We start from the raw sequence: 23,622 nt of genomic DNA, 5'->3' as shown, positions 1-23,622 counted from the left end.
AAACGGCTGCACGGTGCGAACATTACGAAGGAGTGAGGTGGTGGAATCATGCGCAAAACGATACTGTTAGTCGACGACGAGCAGGATATCTTGGATATGCTGAAGCTTTTTTTGGAGCCGGACTATCACGTTCTTGAAGCCAACGACGGACAATCCGCGATGGAGATGTTCGCTCGCGAGTCCATTGACCTGGCGGTGATTGATATCATGATGCCTTATGTGGACGGCTTCAAGCTCCTTCAATGGATACGCAGCCATTCCAAGATTCCGGTGATTGTGCTGTCGGCCAAAAACCAGGAGGCGGACAAAATCGCTGGGCTTGGCCTCGGTGCAGACGATTTTATTACAAAGCCGTTTAGTCCCTTGGAGGTAGTGGCCCGAATTCAAGCGCATTTGCGAAGAACATACGAATTCAACGACGCCGGCGCGGCTAAGGGAACTGGTGCGGGCAAGGGCATCGCGGAGACCCGACTTGGAGAGTTGATCCTGGATCATGAAGCATGCCTGTTGTACAAGCGTGGAGAACCGATCGAGCTGAGCGCGATCGAATACAAGCTGCTGAAGTTGTTTATGAGCAAACCGGGGCGTATTTTTACGAAAAAGCAAATCTTCGAGCAGGTGTGGTCCGAGCCCTATATCGCAGATGACAATACGATTATGGTGCAGATCAGCCGACTACGGGACAAAATCGAGGATTCGCCGCGGGAACCTTTTTATATTCGGACGGTCCGCGGACTCGGATACCGGTTCGCCAAAAAGGATGAGTTAGATGCGACGTAGACCCCAAAAGCTGTTTGGGATGTTGCTGCGGAATTACGTGATTTTTTCTCTCACGCTGGGGATAAGCTTCGTCTTGCTGCTGCTTTTTTTCGTGGAAAGAACCAATGTGCGGATGCCTGCGGATATGTCATTGCTGCAAGCCCATGCGATTGTTCGACCAAATCCGGCCGATATCCCGACCGATGTGGTTGAAGAAGTGGGCGGTTGGGTGGAAGTTCTCGATGAGCAGCTGCGGATCCAGGAGGTTAGGGGAGAGAAGCGGGACGGTGACAGAACAGCGTATACGGAGCGGGAAGTGAACGCTCTTTTTTACGATACGGACGACAATCCGTACTATACGTCAATGGCTCCATTTCATACGGAGGACGGAGAGCGTCGTTACGTCTTGGTCCGGCTGCCGAAACAACAGATCCAAGCGGAATTCATGCTCAACGAGATGACGGAAGACTATCAGAGAATCTTCTGGATCGCACTAGCCGAGACGGGAGCGTTGTTCGTCTTGCTATTTGGAATAAATGTATATGTATACAGTCGCTTGGCCGCAGTCAGACTAACTAACCCGCTTAGCGCGATTGCCGCAGGTATCCGGAGTGTATCGGATGGGCGTTACCATGAGCGGCTTCACATCGAAGCGAATTACGAGCTGGCGCAAATTCAGGAGAGCTTCAACAAGATGGCGGAAAAGCTGGAGCGAGCAGAAGCGAACAATCGACAGCTGGCGGAGAGCAAGCAGCAAATGCTTGTCCATATTTCGCACGATCTGAGAACGCCGATCACGACGATTCAAGGTTACGTAGAAGCGCTGCAGCATGGGGTCATCAAGGAGGAGTCCGGACGTCAACGGACACTTGGCCTCATCCACGGCAAGACGAAGCTGGTCGCGGAACTGATCGACGATGTATTTGAGTTGGCGAAGCTGGAGGTTCCGGATTATCCTGTCGTCAAAAAGGGATGTGATCTTGCAGAGTTCACGCGCGAAATGGCCGCCGATTATTACGATATGTTCGAGGAGAAAGGGATGACGTTCGAGTTCGACATTCCTTCAGACGAGGTGTCGGTGCCGATCCATACGAAGCTGCTGTATCGAGCCGTCTCCAATCTGCTGGCGAACGCGCTGAAATACAATCCACCGGGGACGCATGTACGGCTGTCGCTTATTGATGGGCCGGACGTAGTGCGGATTGAGGTCGCAGACAACGGCGTTGGCATCCCCGCTGAACTGCGTGCCCGTGTCTTCGAGGCGTTCGTCCGCGGAGACGCCGCGCGCAAGAGCGACGGCGGCTCAGGGCTTGGCCTGACGATCGCCAAGCATATCGCAGAGAAGCATGAAGGCAGCCTTGTGCTTGATAGCGACACAGGCTGGACGTGCTTTGTGCTGACCTTGCCAAAGACGGGAGAGATGAGCTCGGTCAAAGCCTAGTCTATATAAGACTGGGCTTTTTTTTTCTTATCTCTGGTTCGTAGACTTCAAAATTCTCTAATTTTAAAATGCAAAAAAATTTGAATTTCTGTATTGATATTAATTTAACATGATGTTAGAATTACACTCGATGATAATGATAATTATTATCAATTTGTGATCACTTGCGATGTAAGGGAGTGGATTCATGAAGGATGGAACAAGGTACATACGGATTTAGTTAATCATTCTATTTATATAATTTTTATTTAAAGGAGAGGTCATACAAATGAAAAGATTCATAACGAGCATCTTGATGGTCATCTTGGTATTGGCGTTAGCCGCATGTTCCTCTAATACAAACACTGCGGGGGAAAGCAATACGAAAGCAAATAACAGCAACGCTTCCACTGCAACCGAAACGTCCGCTGAATCGACGGAAGCAGCAAAACCAACGACCGTTGAGTTTACAGATAGCCATGGTACGGTAACGGTTCCGGTTAATCCGAAGAGCGTCGTTGCTTTGGATAACAGAACGTTTGAAACCCTTGCGGATTGGGGGGTTAAGCTCGCGGCTGCACCTAAAGGGGTAATGCCTAAAGATTCCCCTTATGTTGCCGACGAATCGGTACAAGATATCGGTAACCACAGAGAGCCTAACCTGGAAGTCATCGCTGCGGTTAACCCAGATCTGGTGATTGTAGGTCAACGTTTCTCCGGCTACTACGAAGATATTAAGAAGCTTGTTCCGAATGCAGCCGTCATTGATGTAAACGTTGATGTATCCGGTGAAAATGGCACGCCAGGTGACAATCTGGTCAACGGCTTCAAAGAGATTACAACGAAGTTTGGTGAAATCTTCGATAAGAATGAAGAAGCAGCTCAACTGGTAGCCGAATTCGATCAAGCGCTGGCTGACGCGAAAGCAGCTTACAATGGAACAGACAAAGTCATGAGCGTCATTGTTTCTGGTGGTAACATTGGTTTCGCTGCTCCATCTACTGGCCGCGTATGGGGTCCGCTGTACGATATCTTCGGCTGGGTTCCAGCACTGGAGGTAGAGAACGCAACTACTGACCACCAAGGGGATGAAGTTTCTGTAGAAGCTATTGCGCAAAGCAATCCGGATTGGATGTTCGTACTTGATCGCGACGCTGCAACTTCCAGCGGAGAAGAGAGTGTTCCTGCTCAAGACGTAATTAACAACGCTCCGGCACTTCAAAATACAACAGCCGTATCTAAAGGACAAGTTTTGTATGCTCCTACGGACACCTACACAAATGAATCGATTCAAACGTTCATTGAAATCTTCCAAGAAATTGCGCAAACTCTAAAGAAGTAAAATAAAGGAGTACATGATTGTGCCCGAGAATGTTATCGCTGAGGTTGAGACTACTTCTCAACCTCAGCTTTCTAAGCGTAAAAAGATATGGACGTTTCCCTTCATACTTGCCATCCTCGGCGTTATTATTCTAGGTATCATCTCTCTGTTTACGGGGGTGTATGATATCTTTGGACAAGAAGACGGCTGGGATATGTTCTTCATCACTCGGATTCCAAGAACGGTGGCCTTAATGCTTACCGGGGCGGCGATGGCCATGACAGGGCTGATCATGCAGCTGATGACACAGAACAAAATGGTCGAGCCGACCACCATCGGAACAACGGAGTGGGCGGGTTTAGGTCTGCTTACGGTCTACTTGCTAATCCCCAGCCCTTCATTAGTAGTACGGATGACGGGTGCAATTATATTTTCATTCGTTGGAACGATGGTTTTCTTCTTCTTCCTAAGGAGTGTAAGACTTCGCTCTTCTCTGATCGTTCCGATCATTGGATTAATGCTTGGTGCCGTCATCTCGGCATTGTCCACTTTCTTGTCGCTCTTCTTTAACATGTCTCAAGTGATCGAAGGCTGGTTCATCGGTTCTTTCGCTCCAGTTCAAGCCGGAAGATATGAATATTTGTGGATTATTATCATTGTCACGTTCTTCATTTTTCTGTATGCCAATCGTCTAACGCTAGCTGGATTGGGAGAAGACGTAGCCACTGCTTTAGGTGTCAATTACAAACGACTTATTCTATTGGCGAATTTACTCATTGCAGTTGCCGTAGGGATTGTCGCCTCGGTCATCGGCAATCTTCCTTTCTTAGGATTAATTGTCCCTAACATCATATCCATGGTTCGCGGAGACGATCTTCGCAGCAATCTCCCTTGGGTATGTGTCATGGGGATGGGGACGATCATGCTGTGTGATATCGTATCCAGGGTTATCATTATGCCGTTCGAAGTGCCCGTCTCCTTAATTCTAGGTACCGTAGGAGCGGTCGTTTTCATCCTAATTTTGCTAAGACAACGAAAAAGCAGGAGGCTGTGATGAAGACATTAACAGTGGATTCTCAACTCAGCACAAACAGCGAATTAAACGCCAGCCCTCGTGCTAGATCTGCCAGCGCTTTTCGAACCAAGAAAGAAGCGAAACGCTACTGGATTTTATTAGTGTTGTTCATTGGTGTGGGTTTGCTTGCTGCACTTGGGTTGTTGCTTTATAACAATCCAGTACCGGTGGACTCTCCCTCTTTCGTTCCTGTTGTAAAGAGACGGCTCGTGGCCATTGTCGCTATGTTCATTGCTGCATTATGTCACAGCTTCTCAACCGTCGCGTTTCAGTCTGTAACGAATAACCGGATGATTACCCCTTCTCTGCTGGGTTACGAATCCCTTTATTCAGCGATCCAGACCGGTACGTTGTTCTTCTTCGGAGCGGGTGCGCTCGTCAGCTTCACGGGGCAGGGCGCCTTCTTCCTTCAGGTTTCGCTGATGGTTCTGTTGAGCTTAACCTTGTATGGATGGCTGCTGTCCGGGAAGTATGGCAATTTGCAGCTGATGCTTCTCATCGGCATCATTATTGGAGCAGGCCTGAATTCCGTTTCGGGCTTTATGAGACGAATGCTTACCCCATCGGAGTTTGACCTGCTGCAGTCCAGGCTTATTGGCTCGGTCAATAATGCGGATTCTGAATATTTTCCTATCGTGATTCCGCTTGTTATCCTTACTGCCTTAGGTCTATTCTTCTTTTCTAGAAAGTTAAATGTCCTGGCGCTAGGAAAAGATGTGGCAACGACCTTCGGCTTGAATTATCAGGCGGGCATCATCTTTACGCTTGTCTTAGTCGCTGTCTTAATGGCTATTTCTACTTCATTGCTTGGTCCGCTGACCTTTTTTGGTTTTTTAGTGGCGATGCTGAGCTACCAAGCCGCACCAACGTATGATCACAGATACGTCTTTCCAATGGCTTTTGCCATCGGTTTTTGTATTTTAACGTCTGCTTATTTCTTGTTGTATCACGTCTTTCATGCACAAACCGTCGTAGGTGTCATTATTGAGTTATTTGGTGGACTTGCGTTTCTTATTGTAATCTTAAGGAAGAGGTCGCTATGATAAGTATTCAGAACGCTAGGAAATGGTACGGGGATGAAGTCAAAATCGGGCCCTTAAACATCGAAATTCCCAAAGCCGGGGTAACCTCCTTAATTGGCCCGAACGGTGCTGGAAAATCGACGACGCTTCTCATGATCGGCAGATTGCTGAACATGGATGAGGGTCAAGTTACCGTCGCCAATATGAACGTGACAACATCGAAATCCGATGATCTAGCAAAGATCCTCACGATCTTGCGCCAAGAGAATCATTTCGTTACTAGACTTACCGTCAGACAGCTCGTGGGGTTCGGTAGATTTCCCTATTCCAAGGGAAGATTAACCAAGGAAGATGAAGTCATCATTTCGAAGTATATTGATTTTCTTAAACTGACGGACCTCGAGCATCGGTTTTTGGATGAGCTTTCAGGCGGGCAGAGACAAAGAGCCTATGTAGCCATGGTGCTCTGCCAGGAAACCGAGTACGTGCTGTTAGATGAACCGCTCAACAACTTGGACATTGCCCGTTCGGTACAGATGATGGAGCATCTGAAGATCGCCGCGAATGAGTTTGGCCGAACCATTCTTACCGTCATGCATGACATCAACTTCGCCGCCAAGTATTCCGATCGCATCTGCGCGATGAAGAATGGACAAATTGCCGCATTCGGAACGGTTCAAGAGATTATGAAGCCTGAAATTTTGTCGGACATTTTCGAAACGAAAATTGAAATTATCGAAGGACCTTATGGTCCGATCGCAGTTTATTAGGTGAGCGGGAGATCAGTTAAGAGCATAAAGCTGTACGAGGCGAGTTTCAGGTTGTCCTGGGCTCGCCTTTTTGGTGTCTTTTGAACCAAGGAGAGCCCCTTGATTGAGCTAAATTGGCATTGATTGAATCATTGCAGAAGGCGATTGATTATATGGAAGCTCACGTTCTTGATCCTGACCGATATCACGGTTGGTGATTATATTCGGCGGCGTCGGTTAACGCTGGCGGCACAAGAATTAATCAGCACAGACAGCATGGTGTTACTCCGAGTGAAGCCCGAAAAGGGATCGGAAAACTACAATCCAGGGACCTGTCCCAACCGCATTTGTAAATACCTACAGACAAATTTATTCGGAATGGCTGCCTTCAAATGGGTATGTGCCTGCTGAACTCCCGACTATTGAGGCTTATATCAGTCAAGATCTCTATAGTCCGAATTCCAAGAATGAAATCTGGCCTACCGTAAAGTGAAATTGTATTATCAGAAGGCTTGATTCAGATTCAACGGAGAATCAAGTACATTGGACGAGGCTGATCTGCAGCCTTGAGCCCTATAAAAGTGATCACATGACACTGTCATCCCAATCTCCTGACAACTGTGAATTCCGCCGCCCCGGTGTTCAAAGGTAGAATGAAGCTACCAAGAGAAACGAAAGGACGGGAAAGGGATGGAGAATCACGGCGGGAGAATACGCTTGCTCGATATTCTGAGAGGGTTCGCGGTGTTGGGGACGCTGGGGACGAATATCTGGATTTTCGCGCATTTGGGAGACGTTAATTATGTCTTTACTTTTTATCATGCGGCGTGGTGGTCGTCGCTTCAGGACTTCGTGCGAGTCTTCGTGTTGTTCTTGGTCAACGGCAAGCTGCTGGGCTTGCTGACGATCATGTTTGGCGTTGGGCTGGAGATGAAGTATCGCCAGGCCTTGAAGCGGGGGAACCCCTGGCCGGGAATGTACCTTTGGACGTCGTTTATCCTGATGGCGGAAGGGTTGCTGCATTTTACACTGGTGATGGAGTATGACATTCTGATGAGCTACGGGATCACGGCGATCATTGCCGCTTTTATCGTCAAAGGCGGGGATCGGGCGATTCGGCGGGCGATGTGGATCTTTGGCGGGGGGCATGGAGGAATCATGCTGCTGATCCTGGGCTTCGGGATCTATCTCGGACTCTCCGGGGCGCATATCTCCATGGGAGATATGCGTGCGACGACAGCGTTATATGGCGGCGGCAGCTGGGTTCAACAGGTACAGGATCGCCTGGCGAATTTCGTGGCGCTCCGTTTGGAAGCCGTGTTCGTAATTCCCATGAATTTGTTTCTGTTCTTGCTGGGCATTCGGATGATGCGGTCCGGGGTGTTTGCCCCCGATGAGCAGGGGCGGCGGCACCGAGGAAAGCTGTTGAAGCTGGGCTTGGCGATCGGGGTTCCGCTGAATTTGCTGATTTTTATCCCGGGCGGGTATCTGGATTTCCCTGTACGGTACTTATTTGCACCGATCCTCTCGCTGGGGTATCTTGCACTCATCGCGAAGCTGTTTGAACGATACGAAGGGCTGTGGCTGTGGAATCGGCTGGAGCAGGTGGGGCGGATGTCCCTGAGCTGCTATGTCTTGCAAAATATCACCGCTTCCCTTATTTTTTATGGATGGGGTCTTGGCCTGGGAGGCAAGGTGGACGCATTTACCACGGTTCTCATCTGGCTGGCCATCTCCAGTTTCCAAATCGTATTTGCCTCGCTGTGGTCCAAGCGGTTCCGATTCGGGCCGTTGGAAGCGACGAGAAGGTGGATGACGAACCTCGCGGGCAAGCTGGCCGCTTGAGGATCAAGCATAAGGTGAGGATGCCCATTGTTACGGAAGCTGTATCCTGCGGACCAAATCGAGAAGTTTTTACTGCTGGACGTTATTATCATTGTATTTCTAATCTACCGGGTGCTGATGCTGGACGTTCCCTATCCGATCCTCGTCAAAATAGGGTTTCTTCTCCTGTTCCTAGCCTCATACTATATTTGCCTATGGCAACGTCGGTGGCTGATGCTCCTGGGCAGCTGCGTTGGCTTCCTGTTGATTCTCGCGCTGAGCGTCTATGAAGGGATGGGGGCTTTGCTGTATGGCTTCGTGTTTGCGGATTTTTTGGGAAGGGCGGATCGCAAGCGGGTCATCGGCATTGGTATGGTCGGCATTGCCGCGATGTTCATTCTGGCTGGTTGGATCCATGAAGGGGAGCCGGCGGGAGTCTTTCGGACGGTTTATTTTCCGGTGATGATTATTCAACTGGCGGTCCCTCCCATCCTTCAGGTTCGAGAGGGAAATAAGGCGCTGAAGGAGAAGCTCAATCTCGCGAATGCTCAGCTGGAACGATATATTCAAGAGGAGGAGCGAAACCGGATCGCCCGGGATCTTCATGACACGTTGGGGCAAACCTTGACGATGATTAAGATGAAAAGCGAGCTGACCATCCGGTTAGTGGATCAACACCCTGATCAAGCCAAGGAGGAGCTGCGAGATATCGTGAACACCTCCAGACACGCTTTAAAGCAGGTGCGGGAGCTGGTGACCGGAATGAAGTATGTTCCGCTGGAGAAGGAGATCGAGCTGGCGGGGGATCTTTTGCAAAAGGTGGGGATTCGGTTGCTTGTTTCAAATGAGACGCCGTTAACCCCTCTATCCCCGGTGGCGGAAACGATGCTAGCGTTATCCGTCCGAGAGGCGGTCACGAACATCATCAAGCATAGCGGGGCTAGCGAATGCATGATCACCCGATACGAGCGGGATCAGCGACTTTATCTTGAAGTGAGCGATAACGGGAATGGTCAGCTGGAGCCGGGAAAAGGTAACGGCGTGCAGTCATTCCAGGAGCGCATGGCGATGCTGCAAGGTGAAGTTGAAATGAAGCAGCGCCCGGAGCAAGGGATATCCATTACGTTTATTGTACCGCTCATGGGAAATAGGGGGTGAAGACGGATGATCCGAATTGTCATTGCCGAGGATCAACAAATGCTGCGCGGGGCTTTTAAATCGCTGTTGTCTTTTGAAGAGGATATGGAGGTTGTCGCCGAAGCGGAGGACGGAGAAGCCGCATGGGAGGCGATTGTGCGCCTGGAGCCTGACGTGTGCTTGCTGGATATTGAAATTCCGGGGCTGACGGGGTTGGAGGTTGCCGAGCGGCTTAAACGGTCCGGAAATCCGGGGAAAGTGATAATCGTGACCACCTTTGCCCGTCCGGGGTATTTACAGAAAGCGATGGATCTCAAGTTAGAGGGGTATCTGTTAAAAGATGAACCGATCGAGTTTCTGATCGATGCCATCCGGAGAGTCATGGCCGGAGAACGCGTGATCAGCAAGGACCTGGCGGAGGTACTGTTTCTGAAAGAGGACAATCCGCTGACCGAGCGGGAGACCGAGGTGCTGCGGTTATCGCACGCGGGACGTTCAACCCGGGAGATTGCGGAAACGTTGTTTTTGACGGAGGGAACGGTCCGAAACTACTTGTCCCTGGCGATTCAGAAGCTCGGAGTGGAGACTCGGCAGCAGGCCACTGAGCGGGCGAAGGAGCGAGGCTGGATTTAGACGAAGGTTGGGTACTTTCGGCAAAGTCCCGGTTTAATATATAGCTGAACCATTGGGATAGGGTGTGACTCATATCTATTTCCCTCGATGACCCGAACTGGCTTTCCTAGAAAACGAAGCTTTGAAAGCAAATACTCCAACTCATCACTAGGCAAGCTAACCTTGATTCGGTAGGTGTCGTGCAATTCATCGTACTCTACTTTTTTCTCAAAGCTAGAGAAAGCATAAAGGATGCGGGACAATTCTTCGTTGTAGTTAGGGTAATTTCAATGACGGCTTCAGTCCTGCGGTTATCCAGTGTTTCCTCGATCTTCTTCCGGATCATCTCCACTTCTGCCGGCTCGATAGGTTCTTGCGTAACAGCGTGGATCTTCTTCAGCCGGGTGCTCATCACAGATTGATGCCTGATGTTATACCAGATCAGATACCATTCTCTCTTGACCATGGAATATTCCAGTTTATAAGGGAACCCCGAATAGTCGGTGTACACGCGTTCACCCTTGACTTCGTAAGTGATCCGGAAGCCCGATTGATTCATGATGAGTCGGCGTAGCAGCCGCAGGAGGGGGTGGTAGACCTGTTTTTCCTTGGCGCGGGCTTTTTCAATCAAATGATCGTCAATATCCATCACGGGATCCGGCTCTAGAACGGATCGCAGCTTGGTTAATGTAGCCGCAGTGAAGGCATCCGTTGCCGCGGGGTGATTGAGCATCGTCTTCAGCCATGCCCGTTCATGAGAAGTCACCGTGAACGTTCCTGAGTCCTCCAGCCGGGAGATGATCTGGTGGTTAAAGTTTTTCTCAAACAGATTCATAGTAAGACAGGATCTCCTTCCATTCGGCAATCATTTCACGGCGAAGCGAAGCAGGTTCTATGACCTCACAGCTGGACCCGAAGCTTCGCAGCCACGGTTTGATTTCGGTTGTTCCGTTTACCGTAATTTCGTAAATAAAGGAATTCTCATCTTCAAACACGATTTGTCCCCACTGGCCTTGTAGCAGGACCCGTTCTTTCACGAAATTCGGTACTGAACCCTCCGGGTTATAAAATCGGGCACGTACTCTTACAGTTTGGCCTGTATCTATCAGCCAGCTGTAACGGATTTTCTCGGTAAGCTCGGCCACTTTCTCCAGGTAATCAGCCTCATCAACTGACTCATCCTCTTCAATTTGCGTCATTCCCTCCATGCGGTATTTCCGAATTCCTTCCCGGCCGTAGGATAGCAAATACCATCTCCCATATTGGTGGTCATATACGATTTTAAGTGGAAGTGTCTTATGGGCTTTACCTGCCGGGTTCCGTTCAAACCGCGGATTAGTGTTTTTGGCCATGTTCATACCGTTTGAAATGAGTGATTATAGAACCGGTACTAATCAACCGTTCGTAACGAGGCGTGGATATCTCAGGGTCCTGCAGTGCCGTACCTGCTAGGTTACGGTATCCTGTACGAGCGGCTTGGTAGAACCGCTATTGGTATTTGGGGTTCGATTCCCCAATCGCCTAAGACGCGATTCTGGTTGAACACTCGACTGTTACTCGAGAGCCAAAAAAGTTCAGTTCTAAGACCAATGGGCAGAATCCCTCGCGGCTAATTCAAGCGCACTGCAGTTAGGCCTTGTAATCCGTGGATACCGATGAGCGAAGCTTCGGAGGTTGATGAAGAATGGGAGAGAGGTTCTTCTGATAACACCGTTTGCCCGCTCATCTTAAACGAGATTCCGCCGATCCTGCGGTGGGATTCTTCACCAGCGGTTGAGCTATGAAGGAGGTAACAAAATGATTAAACAAGTGATTATTCAAGATGACCAGCGCGGGTTGCTGTTTCATAAAGGAAGTTATGTGAGGAAGCTCAATCGAAAGCTATGAGACGGGGGTTTTGTTTTACGATCAGGTTCTTCAAAGAGAGCTTACTCCAGGAACGTACTATTTCTGGAGTGGACCCGTATCGGTCATGGTGAAGCCGATTGATAGGAGACAGCAGCAAATGGATCTCCTTGGCCAAGAACTCATGACGGAAGACAAGGTCACACTGCGTCTAAACTTCGTTTGCCAATATCGAATTGTGAACCCTTTACGTAGCTTGGAGATAAAGTCGTTTGACGAGCAAATCTACATCCAGCTCCAGCTCATGCTGAGAGAATATGTAGGGACGCTTAGATTAGATGATCTCTTGAAACGGAAAGAGGATGTGGCAACATTCGTCCTGTCTCGGCTGCGCGAGAAGGGGGAAGAGTTCGGCGTTCAGTTCCTGAGTGCGGGGGTAAAGGATGTGATTTTACCAGGAGAAATGAAAGAGATTCTAAACACCGTCCTGTTGGCGGAGAAAAAAGCGCAAGCGAATCTGATCACCCGCCGGGAAGAGACAGCCTCGACCCGAAGCTTGCTTAACACCGCGAAGCTGATGGATGAGAATCAAACGTCGTACCGTCTGAAGGAGCTGGAATTCCTCGAGAAGATTTGTGAGAAAATCGGTTCGATCTCTTTGACGGGCGGCGGGGATCTCTTGGAACGGTTAAGTTCGCTAATTGGTGAAAGAAAGGCAGTAGAACAGTAAGAGAAAATCGATTCTTCAAGGGGATGTTCGGTTGAGCCGCAACGACCCTCCATATACAGTTTCAAAAGCGACTCAGACTAAAAAGGTCGCTTTTTTTATTTTTGAGAAATCTTCTATCACGTAAAAACTACTGTACTATATGTCATGATAAATATATTATATATAATTAAAACAGAACTATAATTTGGGAGGGATCAGCTTGAAGAACACAACCGCCCGTACTGATCGGGATTGGGCATCGTACGTCAATACGAATATCGGCACGTTGTCCTACAAAACGTGGTCCACGTCTCCAACCGTGCAGCTTCCTCATGGGATGATGGAGATCGATCCGGTCACCACGCCGGGCATCGGAGACAAGTATTTGGCGGACAAAATCTTCGGATTTTCCTTCGGACCGGCATCGGTGACGGTTTCCGGCAGCCCTTTGTCCGATCGTCGGGAGGAGCATGCTTCCACCTTCGATCATGATTTGGAGGAGACCCGGCCCTATAAGTATCGCGTCTTCCTGGAGGATCATGAGATCGATGCCGAGATGACGGCCGCTCAGCGCAGCGCTTATTTTCGTTTCCACTCCGCTGGGCCGGTTCATGTCATCATCGACGGCGGCGAGACGACGCAAATTCACAAGCACGATGGCCGCATAATCGAAGGGGAGCGCGTGAATAAAGGATATGTTTGCTATTTTAGCTTAGAAATGAAAGAGGCAACGTCGTCGTTTGGTGTGATCGAAAACAGCCCGAGAATCTATTTAACCTACGAGCCGCAGCAGAAGGAAGAAACGATAGAGTTCAAGGTAGGGATCTCCTACATCAGCTTGGAGCAAGCCCGGAAGAACCGACAGCAGGAGCTGCCGGATTGGGACTTCGAGGCTTCCGTTTCCCGAGCCCGCGACGCTTGGAACCGTGCGCTTTCGGCGATCGAGGTGGAAGGCGGGACGGAGGAAGAGCGGACGATTTTCTACACGGCGATGTACCGTACGCTGCAACGGATGCGGAACATTACGGAAGATGGCCAATATTACAGCGGCTTCGACGGAAAGGTCCACAAGACGGAAGGGCGGGATTTCTACACGCACGACCAGCTTTGGGATACGTATTGCTGTGCCCGACCTCTACAAAGCATTATCGAACCCCGCGTATTTGAAGATATGGTGTACTCGTTGGTCCGAATGTACGAACAAGGCGGGTTGCTGCCGAAATTCCCCCATCCGGGAGGAGATCATGCAGTGATGATCGGCCATCATGCCGCTTCGCTGATTGCCGATGCCTGTGCGAAAGGGCTGGATGATATCCATGTCGAGAAGGCTTTTGAAGGAATGCTGAAGGATGCGACGGAAATGTCCTTGATTCCCTGGCGGACGGTGCCAGCAACGGAATTGGACCGGGTGTACTACGAACAAGGCTGGTTTCCGGCCCTCCCTGTAAGGGAAGACGCGAAGGTAGCAGATCCGGACGAGTGGAGAAAAAAGCTCTGGGACCTCGTCATGGAGAAGATGCCTAATCAAATCACCTGGGTTCCTGAGGTTGGCGTTGACGAATGGGTGCCCGAGGTGGATCCTTGGCATCGCCGGCAATCCGTGTCCGTTACGCTGGAGCGAGCTTATGACGATTGGTGCGTCGCCCAAGTGGCCCGTAAGCTGGGGAGGGACGAGGAAGCCGAGTTTTTCCTTCAACGCGCGGGCAACTACCGCCATCTGTTCCGCCCTGACCTCGGGCTGATGGCGCCCAAGACAGCGGAAGGGGAATGGGTTGAACCGTTTGATCCGAAGCTGTCCGGCGGGTTTGCCGGGGAGGGGTATTTTGCCGAAGTGAACAGTTGGATCTATACCTTCCATGTACAGCACGATGTGGAGGGGTTAATCCGGCTGATGGGCGGGAGAGAGGCTTTCGTGCAGAAGCTCGACGCATTGTTTACGGAGCAATACACGATGGAGAAGCCGTGGTTTCTCGGGCAATTCCCCGATATGTCGGGACTGATCGGCATGTATGCCCATGGCAATGAACCTAGCTTTCATATCCCGTACCTGTACAATTATGCGGGAGCTCCTTGGAAAACCCAGCGGCGCGTACGCGACATCCAACACCTGATGTATAACGACGGACCGGCAGGCCTGTGCGGAGACGATGACATTGGTTCGCTGTCGTCCTGGTATGTTTTCAGTGCGATGGGCTTCTATCCGGTGTGCCCGGGACGGCCTGTCTATGATATCGGCAGCCCGATCTTCGAGAAGACGACTCTGCATGTCGGGGAAGGCCGGACGTTTGTCATTGAAGCGCGTAATGTCTCAAAAGCGAACAAGTACATCCAATCCGCCGTTTTGAACGGGCAGCCGTATTCACGGCCTTGGCTCAGCCATCAGGATCTGATGAGCGGAGGGCGACTTGTGCTGGAGATGGGGCCGCGACCCAACAAGGCATGGGGAAGCTCGCCAGAGGATGCGCCGTCTTCGATGACTTCTTTAGGATCCCTGCCCTGTGAAACGGAGGAATGCAGCATGACCCTAGGCAAGCCCATTTACCATTTTACCCCGCCGGCCAATTGGATGAACGATCCGAACGGACTGATCTATCACGAGGGTGAATATCATTTGTTCTATCAATACAACCCGTATGGGGATCGGTGGGGAACCATTCACTGGGGGCACGCGGTGAGTACGGATCTGGTGCATTGGCAGCATCTGCCGATCGCGCTGGCGCCGTCCGCCGAGCTTGGCGAAGTGCACTGCTACTCCGGCTGTGCGGTGATTGATGACCAGGGCGTGCCAACCCTGTTCTACACCAGCATTGGTGAGGGCGAACGAAATGCCGAGACCGGCGCGGAGCAATGGATGGCCACCAGCCCGGATGGACTGCGGACGTGGGTGAAGTCCGACGCGAATCCGGTGCTGACCCAGGAGATGCATGGAGAGGATTTGGCGGTGCGGGATTGGCGGGACCCGTATGTGTGGAAAGAGGGGAACCGGTGGCTGATGGTACTGGGAGGGAGCCTGCAAGGCAAAGGCTGTGCGTTACTGTACGAATCGGCGAACTTACAGGATTGGACGTTTCGGCATCTCCTTCATACGGGGGAGGAAAGCCTTTGGGAATGCCCAAACGCCTTCCGCCTGCAAGACAAAGCGGTTCTGATTTACTCGCCTAGCGACAAGGTGAAATATCTTGTAGGTTCCATGGGAGACGATCTGCGATTTGTGAAGGAACAGGAGGGCTTCGTAGACCATGGCGGCTGGGAAGGGTATTATGCACCGCAATCGATGTTGGCGCCGGACGGCCGTCGCATCCTGTGGGGCTGGCTCCCCGACAACGCCCGCGGGGAGATGAAGGAAATCCAGGGATGGTCGGGGGTGCAGTCGATCCCAAGAACCGTGGAGCTCCATCCAGACACGAACACCCTGATTTTTAAGCCGGTCGTGGAGCTTCAGGTGTTGAGAGAAACCCCCTACGAACTGCCGAAGACGGTCTGGTCGCCGGGCCACCATGAGCTAGGGATCCAAGGAAAAGCTGCCGAGATTATCGCTGAGTTTGAGCTAATCGGTTCGGAGACGTCGTTTGGATTCGAGGTCTTCCGTTCCCCGGACGGGGAGGAACAAACCACCCTTAAGTTCGACGTTTCCGGGGGACAGATCGTATTGGATCGCTCTCGATCGAGCCAAGCGGCGGGCGTCCACTCCTGGGAGCTCGTGGCCCCTTACGAAATGCAGCAACATAAACAGCTCCGAGTTCACCTGTTCCTCGACCACTCCATTGTGGAAGTGTTCGTGAATGACGAGCTTTGCTTGACGGGCCGAGTGTACCCTCTTCGGGAGGACAGCGACTCGATCCGACTGTTTATCCAAGGGTCAAGCGTTACGATGAAGTCCCTTTTCGCGTGGAATTTACGTAGCATTTGGTGAAGTCGGTTCAGCAAAAGAATTGAGAGCGGTTTCAGCTGAATTCTGAGTTTGATTCTACTAAGAAGAGAAAGGGGTTGAATAGGATGAACCTATTTACCTATTTAGATGAAAGTTGGCGAATCCAGCGCATCGAACAAGTGCATATGAAGGGGGAACGCCGCCGGTTGGCTGGCTGCAATGCACGGCTAGGGGTACACGGCAAAGAAGTAAGCTTTCCTTTAGTTCGCATCACCATCGGGGGCATATCCGGCTTCGGCTGGTCAAGGATTACCCGTGAACAGGCAGCCTCTCTTATTGGGACTCCGGTCAGAGAGATTTTCTCCGAGGAGCAGTGGATTCAAGACCGCTTTCTACATCTGCAATTCCCGCTCTTCGATTGGTTGGGCAAGGTCAGAAATCAACCCGTTTATGAACTATTAACAGGCAAAAAGGCTGCATCTCCGTTGGAGGTGCCCTGTTACGATACGTCCTTATATTTTGACGATTTGCATTTGAGCTCCGAGAGCGATGCGGTACGTCTGCTGCAAGAAGAAGCGATGCAAGGTTACAATGAAGGCTTCCGCGCTTTCAAAATTAAGGTAGGACGCGGAGCGATGCATATGGATTTAGTGGACGGAACCAAACGCGACATCGCGATTGTTAACGGGATCCGGGAGGCAGTCGGCCCCGAATGCAAGCTCATGATTGACGCCAATAATGGCTACAACTTGAACTTGACCAAGCATGTGCTAAAAGAGACGGCATCGTCCAATTTGTCGTGGATTGAAGAGGCGTTTCATGAGGACGATTGTCTGTACCGCAACCTGAAGGAATGGATGAGCGAACAGAAGCTGAATGTGCTCATTACGGATGGCGAAGGTCACGCTGCAAAGCCCATCGTGGAATGGGCCGAGCAAGGGTTGATTGACGCGATTCAGTATGACTTACTGGATTACGGCATTGTGAATTGGATGAAGCTCGGGGAGCGGCTGGCCCGAAGCGGGGTTCACGCTGCGCCGCACCATTACGGCGTATTCTATGGCAATTTTGCTTCCGCTCAGGCTTACCCTGCGATTCCAGGGTTTATGTCTGTCGAGTGGGATGAGACCCATATCCCCGGCATCGATACGTCGGGTTACTCGATTCACGACGGCGTCGTAGCCCTTCCCTCGACCCCAGGGTTTGGTTTACACCTTGACGATACCTATTATGAGGGGGAAGTTCGGGAAAGCGGCTGGACGGTATAAGCTCACCAGATGGCAAGCCATCGGTCAGGAAATCCTGGCCGATGGTTCTTTTTTGCACTCCGCTTGGTACCGAATTGGCCGAAATGCATCGGGTATTTCACCAAGCGCAAGAGAAACGAGGGATGGAGCTGTTCAAGAGTTACGATACGGTGTCCTTGGAGATCGTTGCCGATTTTCTGGAGAAGCTGGCCAGCTTGGTGGCGGAGCCGCCGAAACCAGAGTAATCACTGGGCTCGTCCTAGCCTAAAGTCTAGTTTCAAACACCACCTAAGACGGTTATGTCACGCCAGTAGGGTAGTTATAATGAACTTATAAATTTTGTGCGTGACTGAAGCAGTCAAAGGAGTGTTTGAACGTGAAAGCAGTTGAAGCGACGAATGTGGCGAAAGCGGGGAAGGTGAATTGGGCGCTGTTTAATCCCAAAACCTATGCAACGATTCTTTATTTGCTGTTAGCCCTCCCGTTAGGGATCATCTATTTTACGGTGGCGATCACCGGGCTTACCCTCTCCATAGCGTTGACTCCGGTATTTGTCGGAATCCCGATGTTTTTTGGAATGGCCAAGCTGTTGAACGGAATTGTAAGCTTTGAGCAAGGTTTGATTCGGCATATTTTAGGGTTGCCAGTTCCGCCTGCAGCGGCTCTAAACCATCCATCGGCAGAAGTCGGGTCCAATTGGTTCATGCGCATGGTCAAAGGGTTTGACGGGGGACTGTTCATCCGCAACTTGATGCTGGTCTTGCTTCGCTTTGTCACCGGCATCGTATTCTTTGCGGTAATGATCGTCGCTCTTGCCCTGGGCATTGGCTTTATAGCGCTTCCTGTGGTGCATATCGTTCTGATGAATGAATATAAGCTGGATATTTTAGAAAATAACCTGTTTACCTACTTCCATATCAACTGGACCTATAATCAACAATACCTGTTTTACGTGGGCGTGGGGCTCTTCCTGTTCTGGGTTGCGCTTCGCATCGTGAATGGGCTCATGCAGGTTCAGCGCAGAATCATGTATGTGGACGAAGCCTATTTGCAGCCGACATCAGAGCCTGCTCCAGCCGCAGCACCACACCAATTCCATGCGCCGGTTCTGCCGCAATTTGAGGATGATCTACACGAGCATCCTACGACTGAGAAAGTGTGGCTTGCTTAAGAGGTTGAGTAGGTACTGAATAAATTAAACATATTATTAATAGCGACAAAACGATGAAGAGAAAATGGATAGGGCTCCGGGTTTCGCCGGATGGAATGGATTCTTATTTGGAATAGACGTCTTCGTTTAGCAGATACTGCTGATAACGGAGACGTCTTTTCTTGTGAAACGATGTCAGCTATTCATTGCGATGTTACTTAATATATGTTAGAATGAATTTATGTAACATTATGCGGAGGGATTCTCTGTGGAGTTTGTTAATCCGATTCGAGACCTTGAAACCATTCAGGCGATGAAGGAGGAGTTGCGTAAACATTCGGTTCGAGACTTATTACTTTTCGTGCTGGGGATTAATACCGGCATTAGTTTAATTGATTTACTAAGTCTTACTGTCGAGGATGTGTGGGACGGCGAGAAACCGAAGCAGTTCCTATACGTGAAGAATGAACGAACAGGGGAGGACCAGGCGCATTATCTCAACTGCAATATCGGGGAAATCTTGAAGGAGTATTTGAGCATGATCGATTGGCAACCAGGGGACTACTTGTTCAAGTCCAAGAAGGATTGCCGGCCGATTACCCGCCAGCAGGCCTATCGCATTATTAATCGTTCGGCCAGAGAGGTTGGTATTTCGGAGAAGATCGGAACGCATACGTTGCGCAAGACCTTCGGTTACCATGCCTACTATAAAGGGGTTGCCATCTCGATCATTAAATCGATCTTGCATCATCACTCTACCGCTGAAACCCTAAAGTATTTAGGGATTGATAAAAATGAAAGGTTGCCGATCAAAGTGGACGTTAATTTGTAACATTCCCGTTTGGCCATGACAAATCACAAAAAAACTCTCCACATAAAGCATGCGGAGAGTCTGTTATCCCTCATTCGTTAATATTCCCTTTTTCCTACTGTTCTTCTACGGCGACCCGATTCATCGCGGTTTGAATGTCCACATTTCTGAGTTCGGTGACGATTCCGTCCTTAACCAGGACCTGAAGCGTTTCAGCGTCCTTCATAAAGCGGAAAATGCCATTATCGAAATCCGTATTGGCTTCTTTGAAGAAGATCCCTTCATATTCGGCATCCTTGAGGTGGTTAAAGCTTAAGGTATAATGATCACCGTCCTTGATCAAGTAAGCACGAACTCCCTTTTCGTAAATCCCTTCCTCGTCAGGAATATAACGGGCAACTGAAATAAGATGCAGGTCCACAAAGGGGATCTCCCGGATCAAGGCATTGATAATGGACCCTTTCGTCATTTGCTCCCAACGGCTCTGGGCCGTCTGTCCAAGGATGATTTGAGTAATGTTCTTCTCCCTAGCGACTTCAGCAATGACCTTATAAACAGGGCGGCTTTCATTGTCCTTCATAATAAATTGTGCTGTCGGGTGGGAATTGGCATACTCTTTCCACTGTTCGATATGAAATACTTTATCTGCATCCAATTCGTCGAAAGGTTTGGGATCCACAGTCAGTATATACAGCGGGGCCTTCATCAAGTTAGCGATTTTGCAACCGCGTTTGATTAGTCGTTCCCCGTTCGGACCATAATAAACGCAAACCAGAACACTTTCATTGCATGGATTATCCATTTTACATTATTCACCTCAAAGGATAATAATAGAGCACTTAAATAAACTACGTACGACTATAATTGATGTTTTATCTCCAGTCAAATCGTGTTATCGACAGAATGATTCTCAAGTAAGGAGGATTGCGCTTGGTTACATTCTATACCTTCATTTTTCTTCCGTTGTTAAGTGCTATACTCGTACCATTTCTGTATAAGTACTTGAATCGTCAAGTCCATACAGGATGGTTTGTGCTAATTATACCCCTATCCATCTTCGTCTATTTATTACAATATATACCCGATGTTGCGGGCGGGAAAACCTATGTCTATACGCTGCCGTGGATTCCGACGCTAGATATCCAGTTGACCTCTTATGTGGATGGACTGGGTCTCTTATTCGGGCTTCTGATTTCGGGTGTGGGGTCCCTGGTGATCCTTTATTCCGTCTTCTACATGTCCAAGGAGCGGGAGGCTCTCCATAACTTCTATATCTATTTGCTCATGTTCATGGGTGCGATGCTAGGCGTCGTATTTTCTGATCATCTCCTGGTCTTCTACGGCTTCTGGGAGTTAACCAGCGTGTCTTCGTTTTTATTGATCTCTTATTGGTTTGAGCGGCGAAGCTCCCGGCAAGGCGCGTTAAAGGCAATGCTGATTACTGTGTTTGGCGGATTGGCCATGTTAGCTGGATTTATTATGTTGATCATTATGGCGGATACCTATAGCATTCGAGAATTGATTACGAATGTGGGCATTATTCAAAATCACGTGTTGTTTATCCCGGCGATGCTATGCGTGTTATTGGGTGCATTTACGAAATCGGCACAGTTCCCCTTTAGCATTTGGCTGCCGGATGCGATGGAAGCACCAACCCCGGTCAGCAGCTACCTCCATTCCGCAACGATGGTGAAAGCTGGCATTTACTTGGTGGCGCGAATGACGCCGATCTTCGGCGGCAGTTCGGTTTGGTTCTGGCTGGTCGCCGGTGTGGGGCTGATTACATTGCTTTACGGTTCCTTGAGTGCGCTCAGACAGACAGATCTAAAAGCGCTCTTAGCTTATTCTACGATCAGCCAATTAGGATTGATCATGTGTTTGCTTGGCATCGGCTCGCTGGCGGTTTATTTTGGGCCAGGTGAGAGCGGCACAGTCTTTACGGTAGCGACCTTCGCCGCCCTGTTTCATCTATTTAACCACTCCACGTTTAAAGGCAGCTTGTTTATGGTCGTGGGAATTATTGACCATGAGACAGGTCGGCGGGATATTCGCTATTTGGGCGGTTTACTGCAGGTGATGCCGGTGACGTTTACGGTCGCCTTGGTCGGCGGTTTATCGATGGCCGGGTTGCCGCCGTTTAACGGCTTTTTGAGTAAAGAGATGTTTTTTGCTGCGGTCAATGAAGTTACCCAAGCGGGAATCTTCGGGCTCAGCAACATCGGCTTCATCTTCCCGCTCCTGGCTTGGGTAGCGAGCATATTCACCTTTGTGTATTGCATGCTCTTTATCTTCAAAACCTTCGGAGGCAGCTTCCGCCCGGAAAGATTGATGAAAGAAGTGCATGAAGCCCCTCTGGGGATGTTGATCTCCCCTATCGTTTTGGGTGTGCTCGTGATTCTCATTTTCTTCTTCCCGAATGTACTTGGGAAATATATTCTAACTCCCGCTTTGAACGCGGTTTTGCCGATGATGTCCGTGACTGCCTATGATCTCAAAATCAGCGCGTGGCATGGCCCGAACCTCGAATTGCTGATGACCGTGGGCGTCATCCTCTTTGGGTTATTGCTCTTTCGGACAGCGAAGCGTTGGGTTCCGGCGATTCGGAGCTTTCCGCAGAGGCTAACGCTAAATCACTGGTTTAATCAAGGGCTGGATGGAACCGAGAAGCTCTCGCGATCGCTGACTAATCGATATATGACAGGTTCGCTGAGACATTACCTCATCTACACTTTTTCATTCTTTGTGATTGTGCTGATGGCTTCACTGTTAGGGTTCCATGGCCTGCAACTCGATTTCTCGAAGGACGCTCCTATCGGGATCTTCGAAGCTGGACTGGTGGTTGCGATGATCATCGCTGCCTTTGTCGTCTTGTTCGCTCCGAATCGTATCGTCGCCATTGTGGCTTTGGGGGCGATAGGTTATATGATTTCGATGTTCTTCGTCATCTTCAGGGCTCCTGATTTGGCATTAACGCAAATGGTGGTGGAGACGGTGACAACGGTCCTGTTCTTGCTGTGCTTCTACCATTTACCGAAGCTGAAGAAGAGCATCGAACGCCTATCGTTTAAGCTGACCAATCTCATCATTTCCATCGCGATGGGATTAACGGTAAGTCTCCTGGCTTTAGCTGCGAACGGACATAAGCTGTTCGCGCCAATTACCTCTTTTTTTGAAAATGCCTATGAACTGGCCGGGGCAAAAAACATCGTCAACGCCATCCTTGTGGATTTCCGCGGCTTTGACACCATGCTGGAAATATCCGTGCTGACGATTGCCGGGCTGGGCGTCTATCTCTTGGTTCATCAGCGTTCCAAAAGGAGGGAACCAAATGAAAACGAATGATGTGATCTTAAAAAGCGTCACCCGCGTGGCCGCCGTGATTATTTTGACCTTTTCGATATACCTGTTCATGAACGGCCACCATCATCCGGGGGGCGGATTTATCGGCGGGCTGAGCACGGCATCCGCAATTGTTCTATTGTACCTGTCCTACGGGATCGAGAAGGTGAGAGAGAACATTCGCATGGATTTTAAGAAGCTCGCGGCGATTGGGGTGCTGATCGCGGTGGTCACCGGAATGGCCGGGGTTGTGTTCGGAGAGCCATTTCTGACCCAAACCTTTGGCCACGTCGAGTTACCGGTATTCGGGGATACTGAGCTTGCCTCCGCTCTTATTTTTGATACGGGGGTTGCCCTGGCGGTCATAGGTACGGCGGTAAATATCATTCTAAGCATAAGTGAGGATCGATAAATATGGAGACACTCATCGTCATACTCGTCGGGATATTCGTATCGATCGGCACCTATTTGATCTTATCCAAGCAATTGCTTCGCATCGTGCTGGGAGCGTCTATTGTGAGTCATGCCGTGAATTTATTGCTGATCACCTCCGGCGGACTGAAGCGGGGGAGCGCCCCCCTGTTGGGCGAGAAGGAAGCCGGTTTTACAGATGCGATGCCTCAAGCTTTGATCTTGACGGCCATCGTCATTAACTTTGCCGTGACGGCACTAGTTTTAGTTTTATGTTATCGGGCCTATCAGCATTTCGGGACAGATGACATGGAGCGATT

Annotated in this window: 20 protein-coding genes and 2 pseudogenes; 19 read left to right on the top strand and 3 right to left on the bottom strand. The window is 50.0% G+C overall.

The features are described 5' to 3' along the window. Positions 1–48: 48 nt before the first annotated feature. From M3G15_RS13350 to M3G15_RS13305, 10 genes are all read left to right on the top strand, one after another. Entirely contained in the window at positions 49–780 is a 732-nt protein-coding gene (locus tag M3G15_RS13350) for a response regulator transcription factor (RefSeq protein ID WP_260071196.1), read from the top strand. Then, positions 770–2,200 carry a sensor histidine kinase gene (locus tag M3G15_RS13345; RefSeq protein WP_260071195.1) on the top strand — a complete coding sequence of 477 codons (1,431 nt, stop codon included), beginning with the start codon at positions 770–772 and terminating at the stop codon, positions 2,198–2,200. Before M3G15_RS13350 ends, M3G15_RS13345 begins: the two co-directional genes overlap by 11 nt. A gap of 268 nt (positions 2,201–2,468) precedes the next feature. After that, positions 2,469–3,521, top strand: a complete 1,053-nt coding sequence (locus tag M3G15_RS13340; RefSeq protein ID WP_260071194.1) for a siderophore ABC transporter substrate-binding protein — start codon at positions 2,469–2,471, stop codon at positions 3,519–3,521. A gap of 13 nt (positions 3,522–3,534) precedes the next feature. Continuing rightward, positions 3,535–4,554 (top strand): ABC transporter permease, encoded by a 1,020-nt coding sequence (locus M3G15_RS13335; protein WP_009224926.1) that lies wholly within the window; start codon positions 3,535–3,537, stop codon positions 4,552–4,554. Next, positions 4,554–5,618, top strand: coding sequence for an iron chelate uptake ABC transporter family permease subunit (locus M3G15_RS13330; protein ID WP_260071193.1), 1,065 nt, complete (start codon positions 4,554–4,556; stop codon positions 5,616–5,618). The genes M3G15_RS13335 and M3G15_RS13330 overlap by 1 nt, the downstream gene beginning before the upstream one ends. Continuing rightward, complete coding sequence (locus tag M3G15_RS13325; RefSeq protein WP_028538461.1) at positions 5,615–6,367, top strand: iron ABC transporter ATP-binding protein; 753 nt, start codon at positions 5,615–5,617, stop codon at positions 6,365–6,367. The genes M3G15_RS13330 and M3G15_RS13325 overlap by 4 nt, the downstream gene beginning before the upstream one ends. 301 nt (positions 6,368–6,668) lie before the next feature. Then, positions 6,669–6,839: a GyrI-like domain-containing protein gene (locus tag M3G15_RS13320; protein ID WP_311202281.1), complete on the top strand. Its 171-nt coding sequence runs from the start codon at positions 6,669–6,671 to the stop codon at positions 6,837–6,839. Between the two features lie 197 nt (positions 6,840–7,036). Beyond that, positions 7,037–8,191, top strand: coding sequence for a DUF418 domain-containing protein (locus M3G15_RS13315; protein WP_260071192.1), 1,155 nt, complete (start codon positions 7,037–7,039; stop codon positions 8,189–8,191). A gap of 27 nt (positions 8,192–8,218) precedes the next feature. Continuing rightward, complete coding sequence (locus M3G15_RS13310) at positions 8,219–9,328, top strand: sensor histidine kinase (protein WP_127575555.1); 1,110 nt, start codon at positions 8,219–8,221, stop codon at positions 9,326–9,328. A 6-nt stretch (positions 9,329–9,334) separates the two neighbouring features. Beyond that, on the top strand, positions 9,335–9,940 hold the full coding sequence (locus tag M3G15_RS13305) for a response regulator transcription factor (RefSeq protein ID WP_260071191.1): 606 nt from the start codon (positions 9,335–9,337) through the stop codon (positions 9,938–9,940). A 196-nt stretch (positions 9,941–10,136) separates the two neighbouring features. Here the strand turns inward: M3G15_RS13305 and M3G15_RS13300 are convergent, their stop codons facing one another. Next, positions 10,137–10,754 carry a WYL domain-containing protein gene (locus tag M3G15_RS13300; protein ID WP_260071190.1) on the bottom strand — a complete coding sequence of 206 codons (618 nt, stop codon included), beginning with the start codon at positions 10,752–10,754 and terminating at the stop codon, positions 10,137–10,139. Further along, a pseudogene (locus tag M3G15_RS13295) lies at positions 10,741–11,268 on the bottom strand (WYL domain-containing protein); the annotation flags it as partial. The pseudogene M3G15_RS13295 and the gene M3G15_RS13300, both read right to left, overlap by 14 nt. A gap of 524 nt (positions 11,269–11,792) precedes the next feature. Here M3G15_RS13295 and M3G15_RS13290 point away from each other — a divergent pair. From M3G15_RS13290 to M3G15_RS13265, 6 genes and pseudogenes are all read left to right on the top strand, one after another. Then, a pseudogene (locus M3G15_RS13290) lies at positions 11,793–12,494 on the top strand (slipin family protein); the annotation flags it as partial. 199 nt (positions 12,495–12,693) lie between these two features. Next, the gene (locus tag M3G15_RS13285; protein ID WP_260071189.1) at positions 12,694–16,386 is read left to right on the top strand and encodes a GH92 family glycosyl hydrolase; all 3,693 of its coding nucleotides are present in this window, start codon (positions 12,694–12,696) and stop codon (positions 16,384–16,386) included. Between the two features lie 83 nt (positions 16,387–16,469). Continuing rightward, positions 16,470–17,612 carry an enolase C-terminal domain-like protein gene (locus M3G15_RS13280; RefSeq protein ID WP_260071188.1) on the top strand — a complete coding sequence of 381 codons (1,143 nt, stop codon included), beginning with the start codon at positions 16,470–16,472 and terminating at the stop codon, positions 17,610–17,612. Between the two features lie 41 nt (positions 17,613–17,653). Further along, on the top strand, positions 17,654–17,836 hold the full coding sequence (locus M3G15_RS13275) for a hypothetical protein (protein WP_260071187.1): 183 nt from the start codon (positions 17,654–17,656) through the stop codon (positions 17,834–17,836). A 131-nt stretch (positions 17,837–17,967) separates the two neighbouring features. Beyond that, the gene (locus tag M3G15_RS13270) at positions 17,968–18,762 is read left to right on the top strand and encodes a sensor domain-containing protein (RefSeq protein ID WP_085169412.1); all 795 of its coding nucleotides are present in this window, start codon (positions 17,968–17,970) and stop codon (positions 18,760–18,762) included. Between the two features lie 247 nt (positions 18,763–19,009). After that, a complete protein-coding gene (locus M3G15_RS13265; RefSeq protein ID WP_009224905.1) occupies positions 19,010–19,573 on the top strand; it encodes a tyrosine-type recombinase/integrase in 564 nt (187 codons plus the stop codon). A 94-nt stretch (positions 19,574–19,667) separates the two neighbouring features. On the opposite strand, the gene M3G15_RS13260 is transcribed toward M3G15_RS13265, so the two are convergent. Then, positions 19,668–20,354 carry a universal stress protein gene (locus M3G15_RS13260; protein ID WP_260071186.1) on the bottom strand — a complete coding sequence of 229 codons (687 nt, stop codon included), beginning with the start codon at positions 20,352–20,354 and terminating at the stop codon, positions 19,668–19,670. Between the two features lie 128 nt (positions 20,355–20,482). Between M3G15_RS13260 and M3G15_RS13255 the strand changes: the two genes are divergently transcribed. From M3G15_RS13255 to M3G15_RS13245, 3 genes are all read left to right on the top strand, one after another. Next, the gene (locus M3G15_RS13255; protein ID WP_397376623.1) at positions 20,483–22,894 is read left to right on the top strand and encodes a Na+/H+ antiporter subunit A; all 2,412 of its coding nucleotides are present in this window, start codon (positions 20,483–20,485) and stop codon (positions 22,892–22,894) included. Next, positions 22,881–23,303 carry a Na(+)/H(+) antiporter subunit B gene (locus M3G15_RS13250; RefSeq protein WP_036645051.1) on the top strand — a complete coding sequence of 141 codons (423 nt, stop codon included), beginning with the start codon at positions 22,881–22,883 and terminating at the stop codon, positions 23,301–23,303. Before M3G15_RS13255 ends, M3G15_RS13250 begins: the two co-directional genes overlap by 14 nt. 2 nt (positions 23,304–23,305) lie before the next feature. After that, positions 23,306–23,622: Na(+)/H(+) antiporter subunit C (locus M3G15_RS13245; protein ID WP_260071184.1), on the top strand; the 317-nt coding region annotated here is incomplete at its 3' end.

It is taken from the genome of Paenibacillus sp. p3-SID1389 (assembly GCF_025151705.1).
Taxonomy (GTDB): Bacteria; Bacillota; Bacilli; order Paenibacillales; family Paenibacillaceae; genus Fontibacillus; species Fontibacillus phoenicis.
This window is presented reverse-complemented; position numbering and strand designations above follow the sequence as displayed.

Excerpts from the sequence above, each read along its gene's own strand:
- M3G15_RS13350 (WP_260071196.1), top strand. The coding sequence starts at position 49 with ATGCGCAAAACGATACTGTTAGTCGACGACGAGCAGGATATCTTGGAT.
- M3G15_RS13345 (WP_260071195.1), top strand. The coding sequence starts at position 770 with ATGCGACGTAGACCCCAAAAGCTGTTTGGGATGTTGCTGCGGAATTAC.
- M3G15_RS13340 (WP_260071194.1), top strand. The coding sequence starts at position 2,469 with ATGAAAAGATTCATAACGAGCATCTTGATGGTCATCTTGGTATTGGCG.
- M3G15_RS13335 (WP_009224926.1), top strand. The coding sequence starts at position 3,535 with ATGATTGTGCCCGAGAATGTTATCGCTGAGGTTGAGACTACTTCTCAA.
- M3G15_RS13330 (WP_260071193.1), top strand. The coding sequence starts at position 4,554 with ATGAAGACATTAACAGTGGATTCTCAACTCAGCACAAACAGCGAATTA.
- M3G15_RS13325 (WP_028538461.1), top strand. The coding sequence starts at position 5,615 with ATGATAAGTATTCAGAACGCTAGGAAATGGTACGGGGATGAAGTCAAA.
- M3G15_RS13315 (WP_260071192.1), top strand. The coding sequence starts at position 7,037 with ATGGAGAATCACGGCGGGAGAATACGCTTGCTCGATATTCTGAGAGGG.
- M3G15_RS13305 (WP_260071191.1), top strand. The coding sequence starts at position 9,335 with ATGATCCGAATTGTCATTGCCGAGGATCAACAAATGCTGCGCGGGGCT.
- M3G15_RS13300 (WP_260071190.1), bottom strand. The coding sequence starts at position 10,754 with ATGAATCTGTTTGAGAAAAACTTTAACCACCAGATCATCTCCCGGCTG.
- M3G15_RS13280 (WP_260071188.1), top strand. The coding sequence starts at position 16,470 with ATGAACCTATTTACCTATTTAGATGAAAGTTGGCGAATCCAGCGCATC.
- M3G15_RS13275 (WP_260071187.1), top strand. The coding sequence starts at position 17,654 with ATGGTTCTTTTTTGCACTCCGCTTGGTACCGAATTGGCCGAAATGCAT.
- M3G15_RS13260 (WP_260071186.1), bottom strand. The coding sequence starts at position 20,354 with ATGGATAATCCATGCAATGAAAGTGTTCTGGTTTGCGTTTATTATGGT.
- M3G15_RS13250 (WP_036645051.1), top strand. The coding sequence starts at position 22,881 with ATGAAAACGAATGATGTGATCTTAAAAAGCGTCACCCGCGTGGCCGCC.